Here is a 13519-nt window from a genome sequence, read left to right as displayed (position 1 = left end):
GTCCCCATTTCGCACTACGGTAGCGTCACCTGCGCGACGGCCTCGCCGCCGTCGGGGACGGCGGCCTGGGCCTCGACCTTCCGGGAGCCCATCACGACGGTGAGCTTGTACCCGCCCGGCGCCAGACCGGGGAGGAGCGTCGTGCCGTCGGTTCCGGTGGGCTGCGGGCGGTTCATGAACCCCATCGTGTCGCTTCCGAGGAACGCGGGGTCGGGTTGCGCGAGCACGGTCGCTCCGACCGCCGGCCCTCCTTCCTTGAGCGACACCTGCACGCGCAACCGGCCCCCCTGGGTGAGGGGGAGGGTGACGATCGGTTGCCCGTCGTCCTCCGCGGGGGGGGTGATCCCGCGCGCGATCGCGGGGGCGAGCCCCGCGGCGGACGCGGCGACGTCGTAGCTCCCGTTCCCGGAGACCGAGAGGACGAAGGTCCCGTTGACGTCGGTCGAGGAGGGGAAGCTCGTCGTCTGCACGACCCCCGACGGGGCGTAATAGACGAACGCCCCCTCGATGCCGTTCCCGCGGGGATCGACGACGCGCCCGCGCAGCGTGCGCCCCTTCTCCAGGCGCAGCTCGACGGGCGCCGTCGCTTCCTCCGGCGCGACCTTGACCGGGTACGCCTCGACGGTGGCGTACCCCTGCGCGTTCGCGGTCAGGCGGTAGGTGCCGTCGTCGACCCCTTCGATGGTGAAGCTCCCGTCGGCCGCGGACTGCGCCGAGCCGGCACCGCCGGTCCCGGTGGGGCCGTCCAGGCGCGCGATGAGGTACGCACCGGTGACGGGCTTGCCGTCGGGGTCGATCACGCGGCCGGTGATCGCACCCGACTTCAGCACGACGTCGAGGTTCGCGGTCGGAGCGTCGGGGACGACGACCGTCGTCTGCGAGCCTCCGAACATCATCCCCCCCGAGACGGCGACGGTGTAGGGGCCGGGCGCGTCGACGCCGATCGAGTAGCGGCCGTCCGCGTCGGCGCCGGTCGTCTTCATCGCGCCTCCCGCCCGGCCTTCTCCCTGGAAGAAGATCACGTTGACGTTCCCGACCGGTTTCCCGCCGCGCAGGATCCGTCCCGAGACCTGGTGCTTGGCCGCCTCGTCGAAGTCGAGCGTCGTGACCTCGCCCTCCTTGACGGCGACCTGCTTCATCCCCATCCCGATGACGATCCGGCCGTCGTCGGGCTGGCGGAGGGCGGAGTAGGTGCCGGGGGAGAGCTTCTCGATCGTGTAGCGGCCGTCGGGCCCCGTCGACGCCGACTGCAGGTCGCCGCCGAACCCCTTCATGACCACCACGTTCGCGCCGGAGACCGGCGCCTTCGCGGCGTCGCGCACGATCCCGGTGAGGGTCCCCCCGCGGCTGAGCCGCACGGCGATCTCGCCGGGGTCCTGGTCGGAAGGGACCTCGACGGTCGTCTCGTTCGGGGAGAAGTCCGGGTGCTGCGCCGCGACGTTGTACGCGCGCGGCTCGAGCCCCCGGATCTCGAAGCCGCCGTCGGTCCCGCTGACCGCGCTCCCCGCGGCGTCGTTCATCCCTGCCAGCCGCACGCGCATCCCCGTCTGGGTGACGAGCGCCGAGACCACCGCCCCGGCGAGGGGAGTGTCGTCCTTCGCGTCGAGCACGCGGCCGCGCACGGTTCGCCCCTCGGGGAGGACGAGGGTGCCGACGTCCACGACCTCCTCCGCGGCCACCTTCACTCCCGACTTCCGTCCCGGAGCGCGACCCACCGCGCGCGCCTCCACGGTGACCGTCCCCGGCGAGACGTCGTCGAGCCGGAAGTTGCCGGCGGGGTCGGTGAACACCTCCTCGTCGCGGGCGAAACGCATCCGGAAGCCGAAGGCGCTGTCCCCGGCCTTCGCCTCGGGTTTCGCTTCCACCTGGAAGGACGGCGGGACCGTCCCGTCGGCGTTGAGGACCTTCCCGACGAGACTCGCCGTCTTCTCGAGGGTGAAGTCCGCCGCGGTGTCGCCGGGGGCGAGGCCGTTCTTCTGCGCGTCGGCGTATCCCTTCGCGCTCACGGTGATCTGCTGCATCGGGGCGTCGGCGAGCCCGCCGAGGCGGTAGCGGCCGTCGGCCTTCGACTTGGCCGTGCGCCCTTTCGGCGCGTTGCCGTCGAACCAGAAGGCGCGAACCTGCGCCCCGACGATCGGCTCGCCGGCGCGGTCGAGGATGCGTCCCTCGATGCGTTTCCCGGGCGTCGAGCGCAGGGTGCCGAGGTCGATCGTCTCCCCCGCCCGCAGCTTGATCGCTTCCTTCTCGATGTCGTTACCGTCCTCGGGGGCGACGGTCACGTCGAAGGTCCCGACGTCGAGCCCCTTGACGCGGAATCGTCCCTCGCCGAGCGATTCGATCTGGTCCTCGGGGACCTCCTGGCCGAACATCGACGGCCCGCGCCGCCGCGGGCCGGGCCTGTCGGCCGCTCCGGGCGGCGCGAGCGACACCGCGACGTCGGCGACCGCGTTCCCGTCGGCGTCGAGGACCTTGAAGGAGAGCGTGGCGGACGCCTCGAGCTTGAGCTCGACGTCGGTGCGCTCCCCGCCCCGCTCGACGGAGAGCGGCTGCGACGAGGCGTCGGAGAACCCTTCCTTGCGGGCGACGAACTTGAATCGCTGCCCCGCGGGGATCCCGGCGAAGTCGAACGCCCCGGCGGCGTCGGTGCGCACCGGGCGAGGACCCTCGCCCGAGATGCGCGCGAGGATCCCGCCGTCGATCGATTCCGGGGAGACGGTCGCTCCTTCGACGGGTTTTCCGTCGGCGCCGAGGACGCGCCCGGCGATGCGGCCGCCGGGGCGGAGGAACAACGTGGGTTCCGTCTCGTTCTCCCCCTCCTTGGCCTGCCGTGCGGCGAAGTTGGGGAGCGCGGCGCGCGCGTGTCGTTGCGACCAGGCCTCGACGCGGGCCTCGCCGGGGGGGAGGTTCGCGAAGGTGAACCGGCCGTCCTCACCCGAGGTCGCCCTCGGATGGGCCTCCTCGCCGAAGGCCGCCGCGTCGCGCTCGACCGCGACGACGGTGGCTCCGGCCACGGGCTCGCGCGTCGCCATGTCGAGCACGCGCCCCGAGCGGGCGACTCCGGGTTTGAGGTTCACGCGCAGGCTCGCTCCCGCGGGGACGTCGTCGGCCTGGAAGGGGGCGAGTGCCGGCGCCTCGACGCGGACGCGGAACTTGGACCCCTTCAGCCCCGCGATCGAGAACGTCCCGTCCTCCGCCGTCCTGGCGACCGTCGGGGCGGGGAGATCGCCCCCGCGCCGGAACCGGGGGGCGTCCTCGCGCTTGGCGAGCACGCGTACGGTCGCCCCGGCGATCGGCTTGGTGTCCGGCCCCGTCACCCGGCCGGCGATCGTCGCGGTGCCCGATTGCGGCTTGGGGGCCGGCTTCGGAGCGGGCTTCGGGGGCTCCGCGGCGACGAGGAGACCGGCGATCAGGAACGAGGCCACGGCGAACGCGAGTCGGCGCATGGGTGCTTCCCCCTCCGGCAGGTGCCGGATGGTCCCTTCTACGTACGAACCGCCGGTCCGGTTGAGAAAAGGGGTCAGGCCCCTTTTTTACGCGAACGGTACCCCGTCGCCGCCGAAGATCTCGGGGGGGAACAGCAGCGGGAGCAACTCGTTGAGGAATTGCCGCTTCTTGTAGGCGGTATGCGAGGCGAAGTGGGCGTCGTAGAGGGTGCGCAGGTACGCCTCGAGCGGGAAAACCTGGATCTCGACGGAGAACAGGTACGGCGAGGACGACGACGGATCCTCCATGAGGACGTCGACGATCTCCTTGAGGACGAGGAATCCGCTCGAGGACTGGGTGTCGAGGAGGTGCCGGTCGCGCGGGCTCGACAACGTGTCCACGCGATCGCGCCAGCGCAGAGGGCCTCCGAGGGCGTACATCAGCCGCTTCTCGAGGGCGTACGCCTGGCGTCGGTTGCCGACGATGAACATCGCGCCGAGCACGTCCTGGACCTGCCTGGGATCGTGGATCCCCCGACGGATCATCTTCGAGAGGATCGACCCCGAACGGCGGCCAAGCCCCGGCCACCGCGGGTTCTCGGCGATCCGCAGCAGCCCCTCGTCGGTCCGGGCGTCGATGGCGGGGTCCGCCTCGCGCTTGTAGCGGGCGCGGTAGTGGTAGACGTCCACCGCCGGTTCCCCGGGGCTCGCCTCGAGATGGCGCACGCGGAACTTCCAGCAGCGCGCCTGCGGCGTGGGGGGGACTCCGATCGCGAACTTCTGGCCGCCGCCGTCGTTCGACAACACGGCGCAGATCTCCGTCTCGCCCCCGTCGAGCGCGCCGCGCCAGATCGTCTGCTGCAGGATCGACTCGAAGTAGTCCCGGTGACGCAGGCCGTCGCGGATCGAGCGGCAGTGGTCGATGTCGAAGAGCAGCTTCGCGAGATAGAGCTTGCGCTGCGCTTCGTATCGCGCGCGCGGGTCGCGACCCTCGAACGTCGCGCGGAGGAGGTCGCGCAGCGACGACAGCCCGCGGGTCTCCGGAAGCGGAGCGAGGTGCTTCGCGAGGGAGTTCGGGACCAGGCGCAGCAGGTCCAGCACGTAGGCGTCGGCGTCGTGGAAATACTGGGAGAACGTGGCCGCCGCGGGCTGGGTGCCGCCGGGGGTCTTCGTGTATGCGCGGAGGATGGCGAGATAGGTCCGATCGTCCTCCGACAGCCGTCGCCAGGCGTCGATCCAGAGGCGCGCGATGGCGGGGTTGTTGCGCGGGAGGTGCGGATCGAGCAGGGGGTGCGCTCGATACGTCTCGGGGACCGAGGCCTGGGACGCGCGCTTGGGGGCCAGCGTCTCGAGGGGAGCGCTCACGCGGTTCCTCCGGTCGCCGAAGATATACCCGACCCGTCCTCCGGGCGACCCCGGAATCGCGGTGCTAACGTGAGCGCCCGAATTCGTACCGTTCCCACAGGGAGGAGACCCCAATGGCCAGCGTGAACCTCAAGGGTACCCCGTTCAAGCTCAGCGGCGAGCTTCCCGCCGTCGGGTCCAAGGCCCCCGACTTCCGTCTCGTGGGCACCGACATGCAGGACGTGAGCCTGGCGACCTACAAGGGGAAGACGAAGATCCTGAGCATCGTGCCGAGCCTCGATACCCCCGTCTGCCAGGCGCAGACCCGAGCCTTCAACGTCAAGGCGGCCCAGGTCCCGAACGCCGTCATCCTGACCGTTTCCGCCGACCTGCCGTTCGCGCAGAAGCGGTTCTGCGCCGCCGAGGGGCTGACCCACGTCTCGACGCTTTCGATGATGCGCGGGAAGAACTTCGCGAAGGACTACGGCGTGATGATCACCGAGGGGCCGCTCGAGGGGATCACGGCGCGTGCGGTCGTCGTCGTGGACGAAAACGACAAGGTCGTCTACACGCAGCTCGTCCCCGAGATCTCCCAGGAGCCCGATTACGACCCCGTCCTCGCGGCCGTGAAGTAGGGAAAATAGGGACAGCAACCTATTTCGAGAATTGGGGACAGACACCGTATTTCCCCGATCCCGAAGGCGCCTGTTACGGGATCGGGGAAATACGGTGTCTGTCCCCAATTCTCGAAATAGGTTGCTGTCCCTATTTTCAGATCGCCTCCTCGAGGTGGGGGATCAGTCCCTCGCGGAACGAGGGGTACTTCAGCACCAGCCCCAGCTCCCGCCGCGTCCCGTGCGCGAGGATCCTCCGATTCGCGCCGCGCCGCCCGCCGGGGAGCGTCGGCGCCCCCTCGCGCCTGGGAGGCTCGATCCCCAGGTGCTCGGCGATCCACGTGACGACGTCCCTCCGGCGGGTCGGGAAGGCATCCGAGGCGTGGTAGATCGCCCCGGCCGGCCGCCCCGGCTCGAGCGCGGCGAGGATCGTCGCCGTCGCGTCCTCGAGGTGGCAGAAGTTCATCCAGGCATCGTCGCCGGGACCCAGCGCGAGCGCTCCACCCTTCACCCGGTCGAGGATCCCGACGCGCCCCGGCCCGTACAGCCCGGACAAGCGCACGACGCGAACGGGGAGCCGGCGCCCGGCGGCGTCGCGCACGAGCCGCTCCGCCTCGACGAGCGCCTCGGCTCCCGGCCCGACGGGCATCACCTGCGTCGCCTCGTCCACCGACTCGCCCGCGTCCTGCCCGAAGACCCCCGTGGAGGAGGTGTAGACGTATCCCGACAGCGGAAGGCGCCTTCCGGCGAGGAGCAAGGTCGCGTTCACGTCGACATACGCCCGGCGGTAGGCGTCGGGACCCTCGCCGGACGCCGCCTGGCAGGCGACGATCGCGGTGACGTCCTCGGGGATCGAATCGACCGCGGCGGGGTCGGCGAGATCGAGCGCGAGCGCGTCGAACCCGAGCCCGCGCAGGACGTCGAGCCCTTCGGGGCTGCGCTTCACGGCGGTCACGCGATCGCCGCGGGCGACGAGCGCCCGCCCGACCTCGCGACCGAGCCAACCGGCGCCGGCGATCAGGACGTGCATGCGGATCAGGATAAGGGGTCAAGTCTTCATCCACGCATGCAGACTTGCCCCCTATAATCCCCGACTCCCGGAGAAACCCCCGACGTGAACTACGCCATCGAGGCGTTCCAGATCCGGAAACGTTTCGCCAAGCGCCGCCAGCTCGGCGAGCTGATCCGTCATCCCTTCGGGAAGCCGACGTGGGTCGACGCGCTGCGCGGGGTGGACCTGCACGTGCGCGAGGGGGAGATCTTCGGACTGCTCGGCCCGAACGGAGCGGGGAAAACGACCCTCGTCAAGATCCTCTCGTGCCTGATCGTCCCCGACCAGGGCCGCGCGGTCGTCGCGGGCCACGACGTCACCGAGGAGAACAAGGTCAAGCCGAAGATCGGCCTCGTGCACACCGACGAGCGCTCGTTCTACTGGCGACTGTCCGGGCGCGAGAACCTCCGGTTCTTCGCGCGCCTGTACGACGTCCCGGGGCGCGACATCGACGCGCGGATCGACCACCTCCTCGAGAAGGTCGAGATGGTCGAGGCCGCCGACCGGCGCTTCTCGGACTATTCCTCCGGGATGAAGCAGCGCGTGGCGATCGCGCGTGCGCTCCTCCACGACCCCCCGATCCTCCTCATGGACGAGCCCACGCGTTCGCTCGACCCCGCCTCGTCGCTGCACCTGCGCGCCTTCATCGCCACCGAGCTGCGCAAACGCGACGGCAAGACGATTCTCCTCGCCACGCACAACCTCCGCGAGGCCGAGGCGTTGTGCGACCGCATCGCGATCGTCGCGCAGGGGCTCGTGCGGCAGGTCGGCACCGTCGCCGAGGTCCGCCGCTGGGGGGTGCAGGAGCGCCGGTACCTCCTGGAGGTCCAGGTGTGGCCTGCCGACCTGAAGGGGCCGTTCCGGGTGATCTCCGACGAGAAGCTCAACGGCCACCGCCGGGTCGAGATCGCCCTCGACGGCGACGCCCGCCTCGACGACGTCCTGCGCGTGGTGCTCGGCGCGGGGGTCGTGCTCCACGGTTGCGATCGCCACGAGCCCGATCTCGAGCAGGCGTTCTCGAGGATCCTCGAGGCGGAGGGGGCCGGAGGGATCCGGTGACGAGCCTGCTGATCAAGATGTGGGCGTTCCTGCGTCGCGATTTCCTCGAGGACGTCTCCTACCGCTTCGCCTTCGTCCTGCAGCTGGGCGGGATGTTCTTCTCGGTCGCGGTCCTCTACTTCACCGCGAAGATGATCAACCCGCAGGTCGAGGGGCTGAACGGCGTCTCGCCGTTCCCGTGGCTTGTGATCGGGATGGCCTTCCAGCTCTATTTCTCGACCGCCCTGTATTCGTTCTCCGCGAAGGTCCGCAACGAGCAGGTCCTCGGGACGATCGAGGCGATGCTCGTTTCCCCGACACCGACCTCGGTCGTGATCTTCTCGTCGGCGGTGTGGGATTTCGTCTGGAGCGGTCTGCGGGTCGTCCTCTACCTCGTCTTCGCGGTGTTCGTCTTCGGCGTGAAGCTGCACTTCGAGACGTTTCCCGTCCTGGTGCTGGGATTCCTCCTCACGATGCTCTCGTCGGTGGGGATCGGCCTGCTTTCCGCCTCGTTCATCCTCTATTTCAAGCGCGGCGATCCGATCAACTTCCTGCTCAGCGCCGGGACCGCGTTCTTCGGGAACGTCTTCTTCCCGTCGCAGCAGCTCCCGGACTGGATCGAGGGGGTCTCCGCGTTCGTCCCGATCGCCCGCGCCCTCAACGTGATCCGCGGGTCACTCCTCCAGGGGAAGGGGTTCGACGAGCTCGGCGGCGACCTCCTCTGGCTCGCCGGGGTGACCGCGCTGTTCGTCCCCGCGGGGCTCCTCTTCTCGCGCATCGCGATCCGCCGCGCCAAGTACGAAGGCACGCTCGTCCACTACTAAAAAGGGGCCAGGCCCCTTTTACTTACAAAGTCGCACCCGGCGAAAAGGGGCCTGACCCCTTTTGTGCTACCGTTCAACCCTTTTTAGCGGGCAAGGAGCACCTCCCATGCGCAAGAAGATCACGGTCGTCGGGGCGGGATTCGTGGGCGAGCACGTCGCCATGGGCTGCGCGATGAAGGAGCTGGGCGACGTCGTCCTGCTCGACATCCTCGAGGGTCCGCCGCAGGGGAAGGCCCTGGACCTGTTCGAGTCCTCCCCGGTCCTCGGCTTCGACGCGAACGTCAAGGGGACGAACAGCTACGACGACACGGCGAACTCCGACGTCGTCGTGATCACCGCCGGCGTCGCCCGCAAGCCCGGGATGAGCCGCGACGACCTCCAGAAGATCAACGCGGACATCGTCAAGAAGGTCGCCGGCGAGGTGAAGCGCACCTCCCCGAACGCGATCGTGATCATCGTCTCGAACCCGCTCGACGTGATGGCGTGGGTCGCGAAGGTCGTGACCGGTTTCCCCGCCGAGCGCGTGATGGGCATGGCCGGCGTCCTCGACACGGCCCGCTACAAGGCGTTCATCGCGATGGAGCTGGGCGTCTCGGTCGAGAGCATCACGGCGCTCGTCCTGGGCGGTCACGGCGACCAGATGGTGCCGCTGCCTCGCCTGACCCTCGTCGGCGGCATCCCGCTGACCGAGCTGATCCCGCAGGACCGCATCGACGCGATCGTCAAGCGGACCGCCGGCGGCGGCGGCGAGATCGTGGCGCTGCTCAAGACCGGTTCCGCCTACTACGCCCCCGCGGCGTCGTCGGTCGAGATGGTCGAGTCGATCGTGCGCGACAAGAAGAAGATCCTCCCGTGCGCCGCCTACCTCGAGGGGCAATACGGGATCACCGGCTGCTTCGTGGGCGTCCCCGTGATGCTCGGCGAGAAGGGGATCGAGCGGATCTTCGAGATCAAGCTCACCGAGGAGGAGAGCAGGGCGCTGCAGACCTCGGCGGGCGCCGTCAAGGACCTGCAGAGCAAGCTGGAGATCTGATGGCGAAGAAGACCGCGGCGCCGGATCCGGGGAGCCTCAACCTCTCGGCCCTCGTCGCGTGGGCCGCGGTCGCCCTCGCTGCGGTCGCCCTGTACTTCGCCTGGACCGCGAAGCAGGATCTCGCGGCCCTGAAGTCGGAGACCGCGTCCCGGATCACCGCGATGGACGCCAAGCTCGGGGAGGCGGTGCAGAAGGTCGCGCAGGCCCGCGCCCCCCAGGCTCCCCGCGGCCCCGACCCCAACAAGGTTTATCCGATCAAGCTCGAGGGTACCCCGATCAAGGGAGCGCCCTCCGCCCCGGTCACGATCGTCGAGGTCTCGGACTTCCAGTGCCCCTTCTGCGCGCGGGTCGTCCCGACCCTCGAGAAGGTGGAGCAGGTCTACGGCCCGCTCGTCCGCCGCGCGTTCAAGCACTACCCGCTCGCGTTCCACAAGGACGCCCCGCTCGCCCATCTCGCGTCGATCGCGGCGCAGGAGCAGGGGAAGTTCTGGGAGTACAAGCAGCTGCTTTTCGCGAACCAGAAGGATCTCAAACGCGAGACCCTCGTCGCCCACGCGAGAAAGCTCGGCCTGGACATGACGAAGTTCGAGGCGGGGCTGGTGTCGATGCCCGCCAAGCAGCGCATCGTCGCGGAGATGAACGAGGCCGAGGCGATCGGGGTCACCGGGACCCCGGGATTCTTCGTCAACGGCCGGTTCATCAGCGGCGCGCAGCCGTTCGAGACTTTCGCGAAGCTCATCAACCAGGAGCTGCAGAAGCAGGGGATCCCGATCCCGCCGGGGGCGCAGGGGAGCTGATTCCGCCCCGTTCGCGGTAGACTCCGCCGGTCCCGACCTCGCCTCCTCGAGGAACGGCCGTGGCCGAACCCGAGGCTCCCGTCCATCCGCCCGCCGATCGTCCGCAAAGGCTCCTCGACCGACTCCGTCACGCCCTGAGGCTGCGCCACTACAGCCGCAGGACGGAGGATGCGTACGTCCTGTGGGCGCGCCGCTTCATCCTCTTCCACGGAAAACGCCACCCGAGAGAGCTCGGCCCCGCCGAGGTCGAGCGGTTCCTGACCCACCTCGCGACGCAGCGGAACGTCTCGGCCTCCACCCAGAACCAGGCCCTCTCGGCGCTCCTGTTCCTCTACCGGGACGTCCTCGAGATCGAGCTTCCTTGGATGGACGGGGTCGTCCGGGCGAAACCCCGAGGCCGCCTGCCCGTCGTCCTCACGCGCGAGGAAGTGCGCCGCATCGTCGCGAATCTCGAAGGCACTCCCAGACTGATCGCCCTGATCCTCTACGGCTCCGGCCTGCGTCTGCTCGAAGCCTGCCGCCTGAGGGTGAAGGACGTCGACTTCCAGAGGAACGAGATCGTCGTGCGCGCCGGAAAGGGCGACCGGGACCGCCGGACGATGCTCCCGAAGGCGGCGAAGGACCTCCTCTCCGCCCACCTCGTCGAGATGAAGCGCCAACACGAGCGCGACCTCGCCCGCGACGCGGGCTGGGTCGAGCTCCCGCACGCGCTCGACCGGAAATACCCGAACGCCGGTCGCGAGTGGCCTTGGCAGTGGGTGTTCCCGGCGACGCGCCACTATCGCCACACCGAATCGGGACGACTCCGCCGCCACCACTTCCACGAGACGGCGGTCCAGCGGGCCGTCCGCGACGCCGTGAAGGCGGCGGGGCTGACGAAGCCGGCCTCCTGCCACACCTTCCGGCACTCGTTCGCGACGCACCTTCTCGAGGACGGCTACGACATCCGAACGATCCAGGAGCTCCTGGGCCACCGCGACGTGGCGACGACGATGATCTACACGCACGTCCTCAACCAGGGAGGGCGCGGGGTGCGAAGCCCCGCGGATGGGTTGTGAAAGGCCGGCGGCGTATGGCTGGTCCGTATGTCGAATCCGACATATACTCCGTGAGGCCGAAGCGGCGCAAACCCGTGGTTTGGCTTCACGGTGAGGTGCGGACCCCACCGTTCTCCACTGCGGCGCGGGTCCGAGTGGGCTTTCTGCTCGGCAGAGTGCAGCAAGGAGTGAACCTCCCGATGCCGGATTCCCGACCGATGGCGGTACTCGGCCCCCGGTGCCATGAACTCCGCGTCGCCGACCACGGCATCGCCTGGAGAGTCATTTACCGCGTCGACCCGGACGCCGTGTTGGTCGCCGGAGTGTTCGCCAAGAAGACCGGTGGCACCCCGCCCGCAATCCTGTCCGCCGCCGCCCAGCGGCTGAGGAGGTACGACGATGAGAGCCGATAAGCGCCGGCGTCTGGAGAAGGCGGGCTGGCGGGTGGGGGACGCCGCGGATTTCCTCGAGCTCACGCCCGAGGAGAGAGCCTACGTGGAACTGAAGCTGGCCCTCGCGGAGGCGCTTCAGGAACGCCGGGCAGAACTGGGCTGGACTCAGGCCGCACTGGCCGTCGCCGCTGGATCGAGCCAGTCCCGGGTGGCCAAGATGGAGGCGGGCGACGGCTCGGTAACCCTGGATCTGCTCGTGCGGGCGCTTCTGGTCGTGGGGGTGTCCCGCGGGGATCTCGCCGCGTTGATCTCAGGTAAGTCCGCGGGCAGGAGGCCGAAACGGACGTATAGTGGCGGCAAGACTCGAAGCCGGGGGTGAAGCTGTGAAGCAATTCCGGTTGTCATCGTTACCGCATAAACCAGAACTCGGTTTACCGCCTAAACGAGTTCCGTCGAAATCTTGTTGGGCGGCGTGGATGGAAGGCTAGGCGATGGAACATCGTAGTGTGTGGCAGCGTTTCTCCCGTCACCTCACCTGGCTCGAAATTATCGATCTCGTCCTCTACGGTGGGCTTGGCCTTGCGCTTCTCGGCTACGCCATCTACTCGCTCGGTCAGGCGATGCTCAAGGCCGGCAACCACCTCGGCCTCCTCATCCTCTCCGCGCTTATCGTGTCGTCGGTCCTCTCGCTCATCCGCGATCTGCGTAAGAAGTATCTCAGCGTGCCCTCCAAGCTCCTTCTCGGCGCGTGGGCGCTCTGTGTCGCCGTTGTGGTAATTGCCGAGTTACTCGAGCTGGGTGGATAGGTCTTGTCTGCGCGTATCCTCACTTGTTTAGATCACGCCGCCCAACAAGCGCTTGAGGCTGCCGGGCCTCGCTGTGCCGTGTCGGCACGCAGTATCATCTGGCGGCGGGCTTGGGAGTCGTTTCCGCTACAAGTCAGCGGGCCCGCAGCTTAAGCGCGATCCGTTAGACGTCCAGAGGAACCGGATGCGGAAATCGACATTCGCGGCTGCGGTCGATCAGATCCAGGCCGCTCTTCGCCCGTGGTTGAAGGACCGCGGCTTTAAGCTGAGAGGGCGGACGTTCAATCGCGTCACCGAAGACGGGCTCACCGAGGTCATCAGCATTCAGATGGGCTCATCTGACCCGCCTGGAACGACCCACATCCCTGGCTTGCGCGAAAACCTGCACGGGCTATTCACCATCAATCTCGGCGTCTATGTTCCGGAAGTCGCACGGCACCACGGCGGCGGCGAGGCGAAGTCGTGGGTTCAGGAGTACCACTGCTGCGTAAGGTCTCGCCTCGGTGAGGCTTCAGGTGAGACGAAGGAAATCTGGTGGCACGCTCAATCTGAAGATGCGGTGTTAGAAGATGTCCGCAATCAACTTGAGCTGACGGGGCTTCCATTTCTCGATCGCTTTTCAACTCGGGACAAGATCCTGACCGAATGGCAAGAGCGATCCGAGAATATGGGTGCTAGCAACCCTCCACGGATCGTGATGGCGATCATCCTGGTCGAACGTGACCAGAAGGGTCGCGCCCGCGAATTGCTCGCCCAACAGGTGCTGGAAACGCGCAACCCCGGACACCCACACTATGTGCGACAGTTGGCCGAGAAACTCTCAATCGGGAGGCTGGACGTCTAACAACCGCGTCATCGCGACGGTCCGTCCGGTCACGCCGCTTGCTTGCGCAAGCGGCGCGCCCGTCTGTCCCGCGCGATACGCGTTGCGTTAGGTTTCACGAAGAGGCACCAGAAGAGTGCGAATGATGCTCGTTGCCGTGATCGGTGTGACCGTGGCGGGCTGTGCCGCAGGTTCACGCAGACCGCTCATGGGGCCGCCTCAGTCGGTGCTTCTTGAAATCCACGTCGCTTCCGAACCTGCCTTTAGCGTCTTGTTCGAGGACGACCGGACCGTCAAGTTCAGTTCAGGGAATGACCTCCGCTACGCCAAGCTGACCC

Annotated in this window: 14 protein-coding genes; 11 read left to right on the top strand and 3 right to left on the bottom strand. The window is 68.4% G+C overall.

Annotation, left to right across the window (positions count from 1 at the left end; genetic code table 11):
• Positions 1-14: 14 nt before the first annotated feature.
• Positions 15-3443 carry a carboxypeptidase-like regulatory domain-containing protein gene (locus VF139_15885; GenBank protein HEX6852878.1) on the bottom strand — a complete coding sequence of 1143 codons (3429 nt, stop codon included), beginning with the start codon at positions 3441-3443 and terminating at the stop codon, positions 15-17.
• 87 nt (positions 3444-3530) lie between these two features.
• Positions 3531-4787, bottom strand: coding sequence for a hypothetical protein (locus VF139_15880; protein HEX6852877.1), 1257 nt, complete (start codon positions 4785-4787; stop codon positions 3531-3533).
• Between the two features lie 113 nt (positions 4788-4900).
• Between VF139_15880 and tpx the strand changes: the two genes are divergently transcribed.
• On the top strand, positions 4901-5401 hold the full coding sequence (gene tpx, locus VF139_15875) for a thiol peroxidase (protein HEX6852876.1): 501 nt from the start codon (positions 4901-4903) through the stop codon (positions 5399-5401).
• A gap of 136 nt (positions 5402-5537) precedes the next feature.
• Here tpx and VF139_15870 read toward each other — a convergent pair whose 3' ends face one another.
• Positions 5538-6410: an NAD-dependent epimerase/dehydratase family protein gene (locus VF139_15870; GenBank protein HEX6852875.1), complete on the bottom strand. Its 873-nt coding sequence runs from the start codon at positions 6408-6410 to the stop codon at positions 5538-5540.
• Between the two features lie 84 nt (positions 6411-6494).
• On the opposite strand from VF139_15870, the gene VF139_15865 reads away from it, so the two are divergent.
• The 10 genes from VF139_15865 to VF139_15820 all read left to right on the top strand — a co-directional run.
• On the top strand, positions 6495-7490 hold the full coding sequence (locus VF139_15865) for an ABC transporter ATP-binding protein (protein ID HEX6852874.1): 996 nt from the start codon (positions 6495-6497) through the stop codon (positions 7488-7490).
• The gene (locus VF139_15860; protein HEX6852873.1) at positions 7487-8293 is read left to right on the top strand and encodes an ABC transporter permease; all 807 of its coding nucleotides are present in this window, start codon (positions 7487-7489) and stop codon (positions 8291-8293) included. Before VF139_15865 ends, VF139_15860 begins: the two co-directional genes overlap by 4 nt.
• Positions 8294-8399: 106 nt before the next feature.
• Entirely contained in the window at positions 8400-9326 is a 927-nt protein-coding gene (gene mdh / locus VF139_15855; GenBank protein HEX6852872.1) for a malate dehydrogenase, read from the top strand.
• Positions 9326-10123, top strand: a complete 798-nt coding sequence (locus tag VF139_15850; GenBank protein ID HEX6852871.1) for a thioredoxin domain-containing protein — start codon at positions 9326-9328, stop codon at positions 10121-10123. Before mdh ends, VF139_15850 begins: the two co-directional genes overlap by 1 nt.
• Positions 10124-10182: 59 nt before the next feature.
• On the top strand, positions 10183-11181 hold the full coding sequence (locus VF139_15845; protein ID HEX6852870.1) for an integron integrase: 999 nt from the start codon (positions 10183-10185) through the stop codon (positions 11179-11181).
• Between the two features lie 14 nt (positions 11182-11195).
• Positions 11196-11573 carry a type II toxin-antitoxin system RelE/ParE family toxin gene (locus VF139_15840; GenBank protein ID HEX6852869.1) on the top strand — a complete coding sequence of 126 codons (378 nt, stop codon included), beginning with the start codon at positions 11196-11198 and terminating at the stop codon, positions 11571-11573.
• Positions 11560-11931: a helix-turn-helix domain-containing protein gene (locus tag VF139_15835; protein ID HEX6852868.1), complete on the top strand. Its 372-nt coding sequence runs from the start codon at positions 11560-11562 to the stop codon at positions 11929-11931. The genes VF139_15840 and VF139_15835 overlap by 14 nt, the downstream gene beginning before the upstream one ends.
• Before the next feature lie 127 nt (positions 11932-12058).
• Positions 12059-12358, top strand: coding sequence for a hypothetical protein (locus tag VF139_15830; GenBank protein HEX6852867.1), 300 nt, complete (start codon positions 12059-12061; stop codon positions 12356-12358).
• A gap of 184 nt (positions 12359-12542) precedes the next feature.
• Complete coding sequence (locus VF139_15825) at positions 12543-13202, top strand: DUF4304 domain-containing protein (protein ID HEX6852866.1); 660 nt, start codon at positions 12543-12545, stop codon at positions 13200-13202.
• 121 nt (positions 13203-13323) lie between these two features.
• Positions 13324-13519: hypothetical protein (locus VF139_15820; protein HEX6852865.1), on the top strand; the 196-nt coding region annotated here is incomplete at its 3' end.

It is taken from the genome of Candidatus Polarisedimenticolaceae bacterium, from assembly GCA_036376135.1.
Lineage (GTDB): Bacteria > Acidobacteriota > Polarisedimenticolia > Polarisedimenticolales > DASRJG01 > DASVAW01.
This window is presented reverse-complemented; position numbering and strand designations above follow the sequence as displayed.

Bases quoted from the DNA above. Each gene is read 5' to 3' on its own strand.
- VF139_15885 (HEX6852878.1), bottom strand. From the start codon at position 3,443: ATGCGCCGACTCGCGTTCGCCGTGGCCTCGTTCCTGATCGCCGGTCTC.
- tpx (HEX6852876.1), top strand. From the start codon at position 4,901: ATGGCCAGCGTGAACCTCAAGGGTACCCCGTTCAAGCTCAGCGGCGAG.
- VF139_15870 (HEX6852875.1), bottom strand. From the start codon at position 6,410: ATGCACGTCCTGATCGCCGGCGCCGGTTGGCTCGGTCGCGAGGTCGGG.
- mdh (HEX6852872.1), top strand. From the start codon at position 8,400: ATGCGCAAGAAGATCACGGTCGTCGGGGCGGGATTCGTGGGCGAGCAC.
- VF139_15850 (HEX6852871.1), top strand. From the start codon at position 9,326: ATGGCGAAGAAGACCGCGGCGCCGGATCCGGGGAGCCTCAACCTCTCG.
- VF139_15840 (HEX6852869.1), top strand. From the start codon at position 11,196: ATGGCTGGTCCGTATGTCGAATCCGACATATACTCCGTGAGGCCGAAG.
- VF139_15835 (HEX6852868.1), top strand. From the start codon at position 11,560: ATGAGAGCCGATAAGCGCCGGCGTCTGGAGAAGGCGGGCTGGCGGGTG.
- VF139_15825 (HEX6852866.1), top strand. From the start codon at position 12,543: ATGCGGAAATCGACATTCGCGGCTGCGGTCGATCAGATCCAGGCCGCT.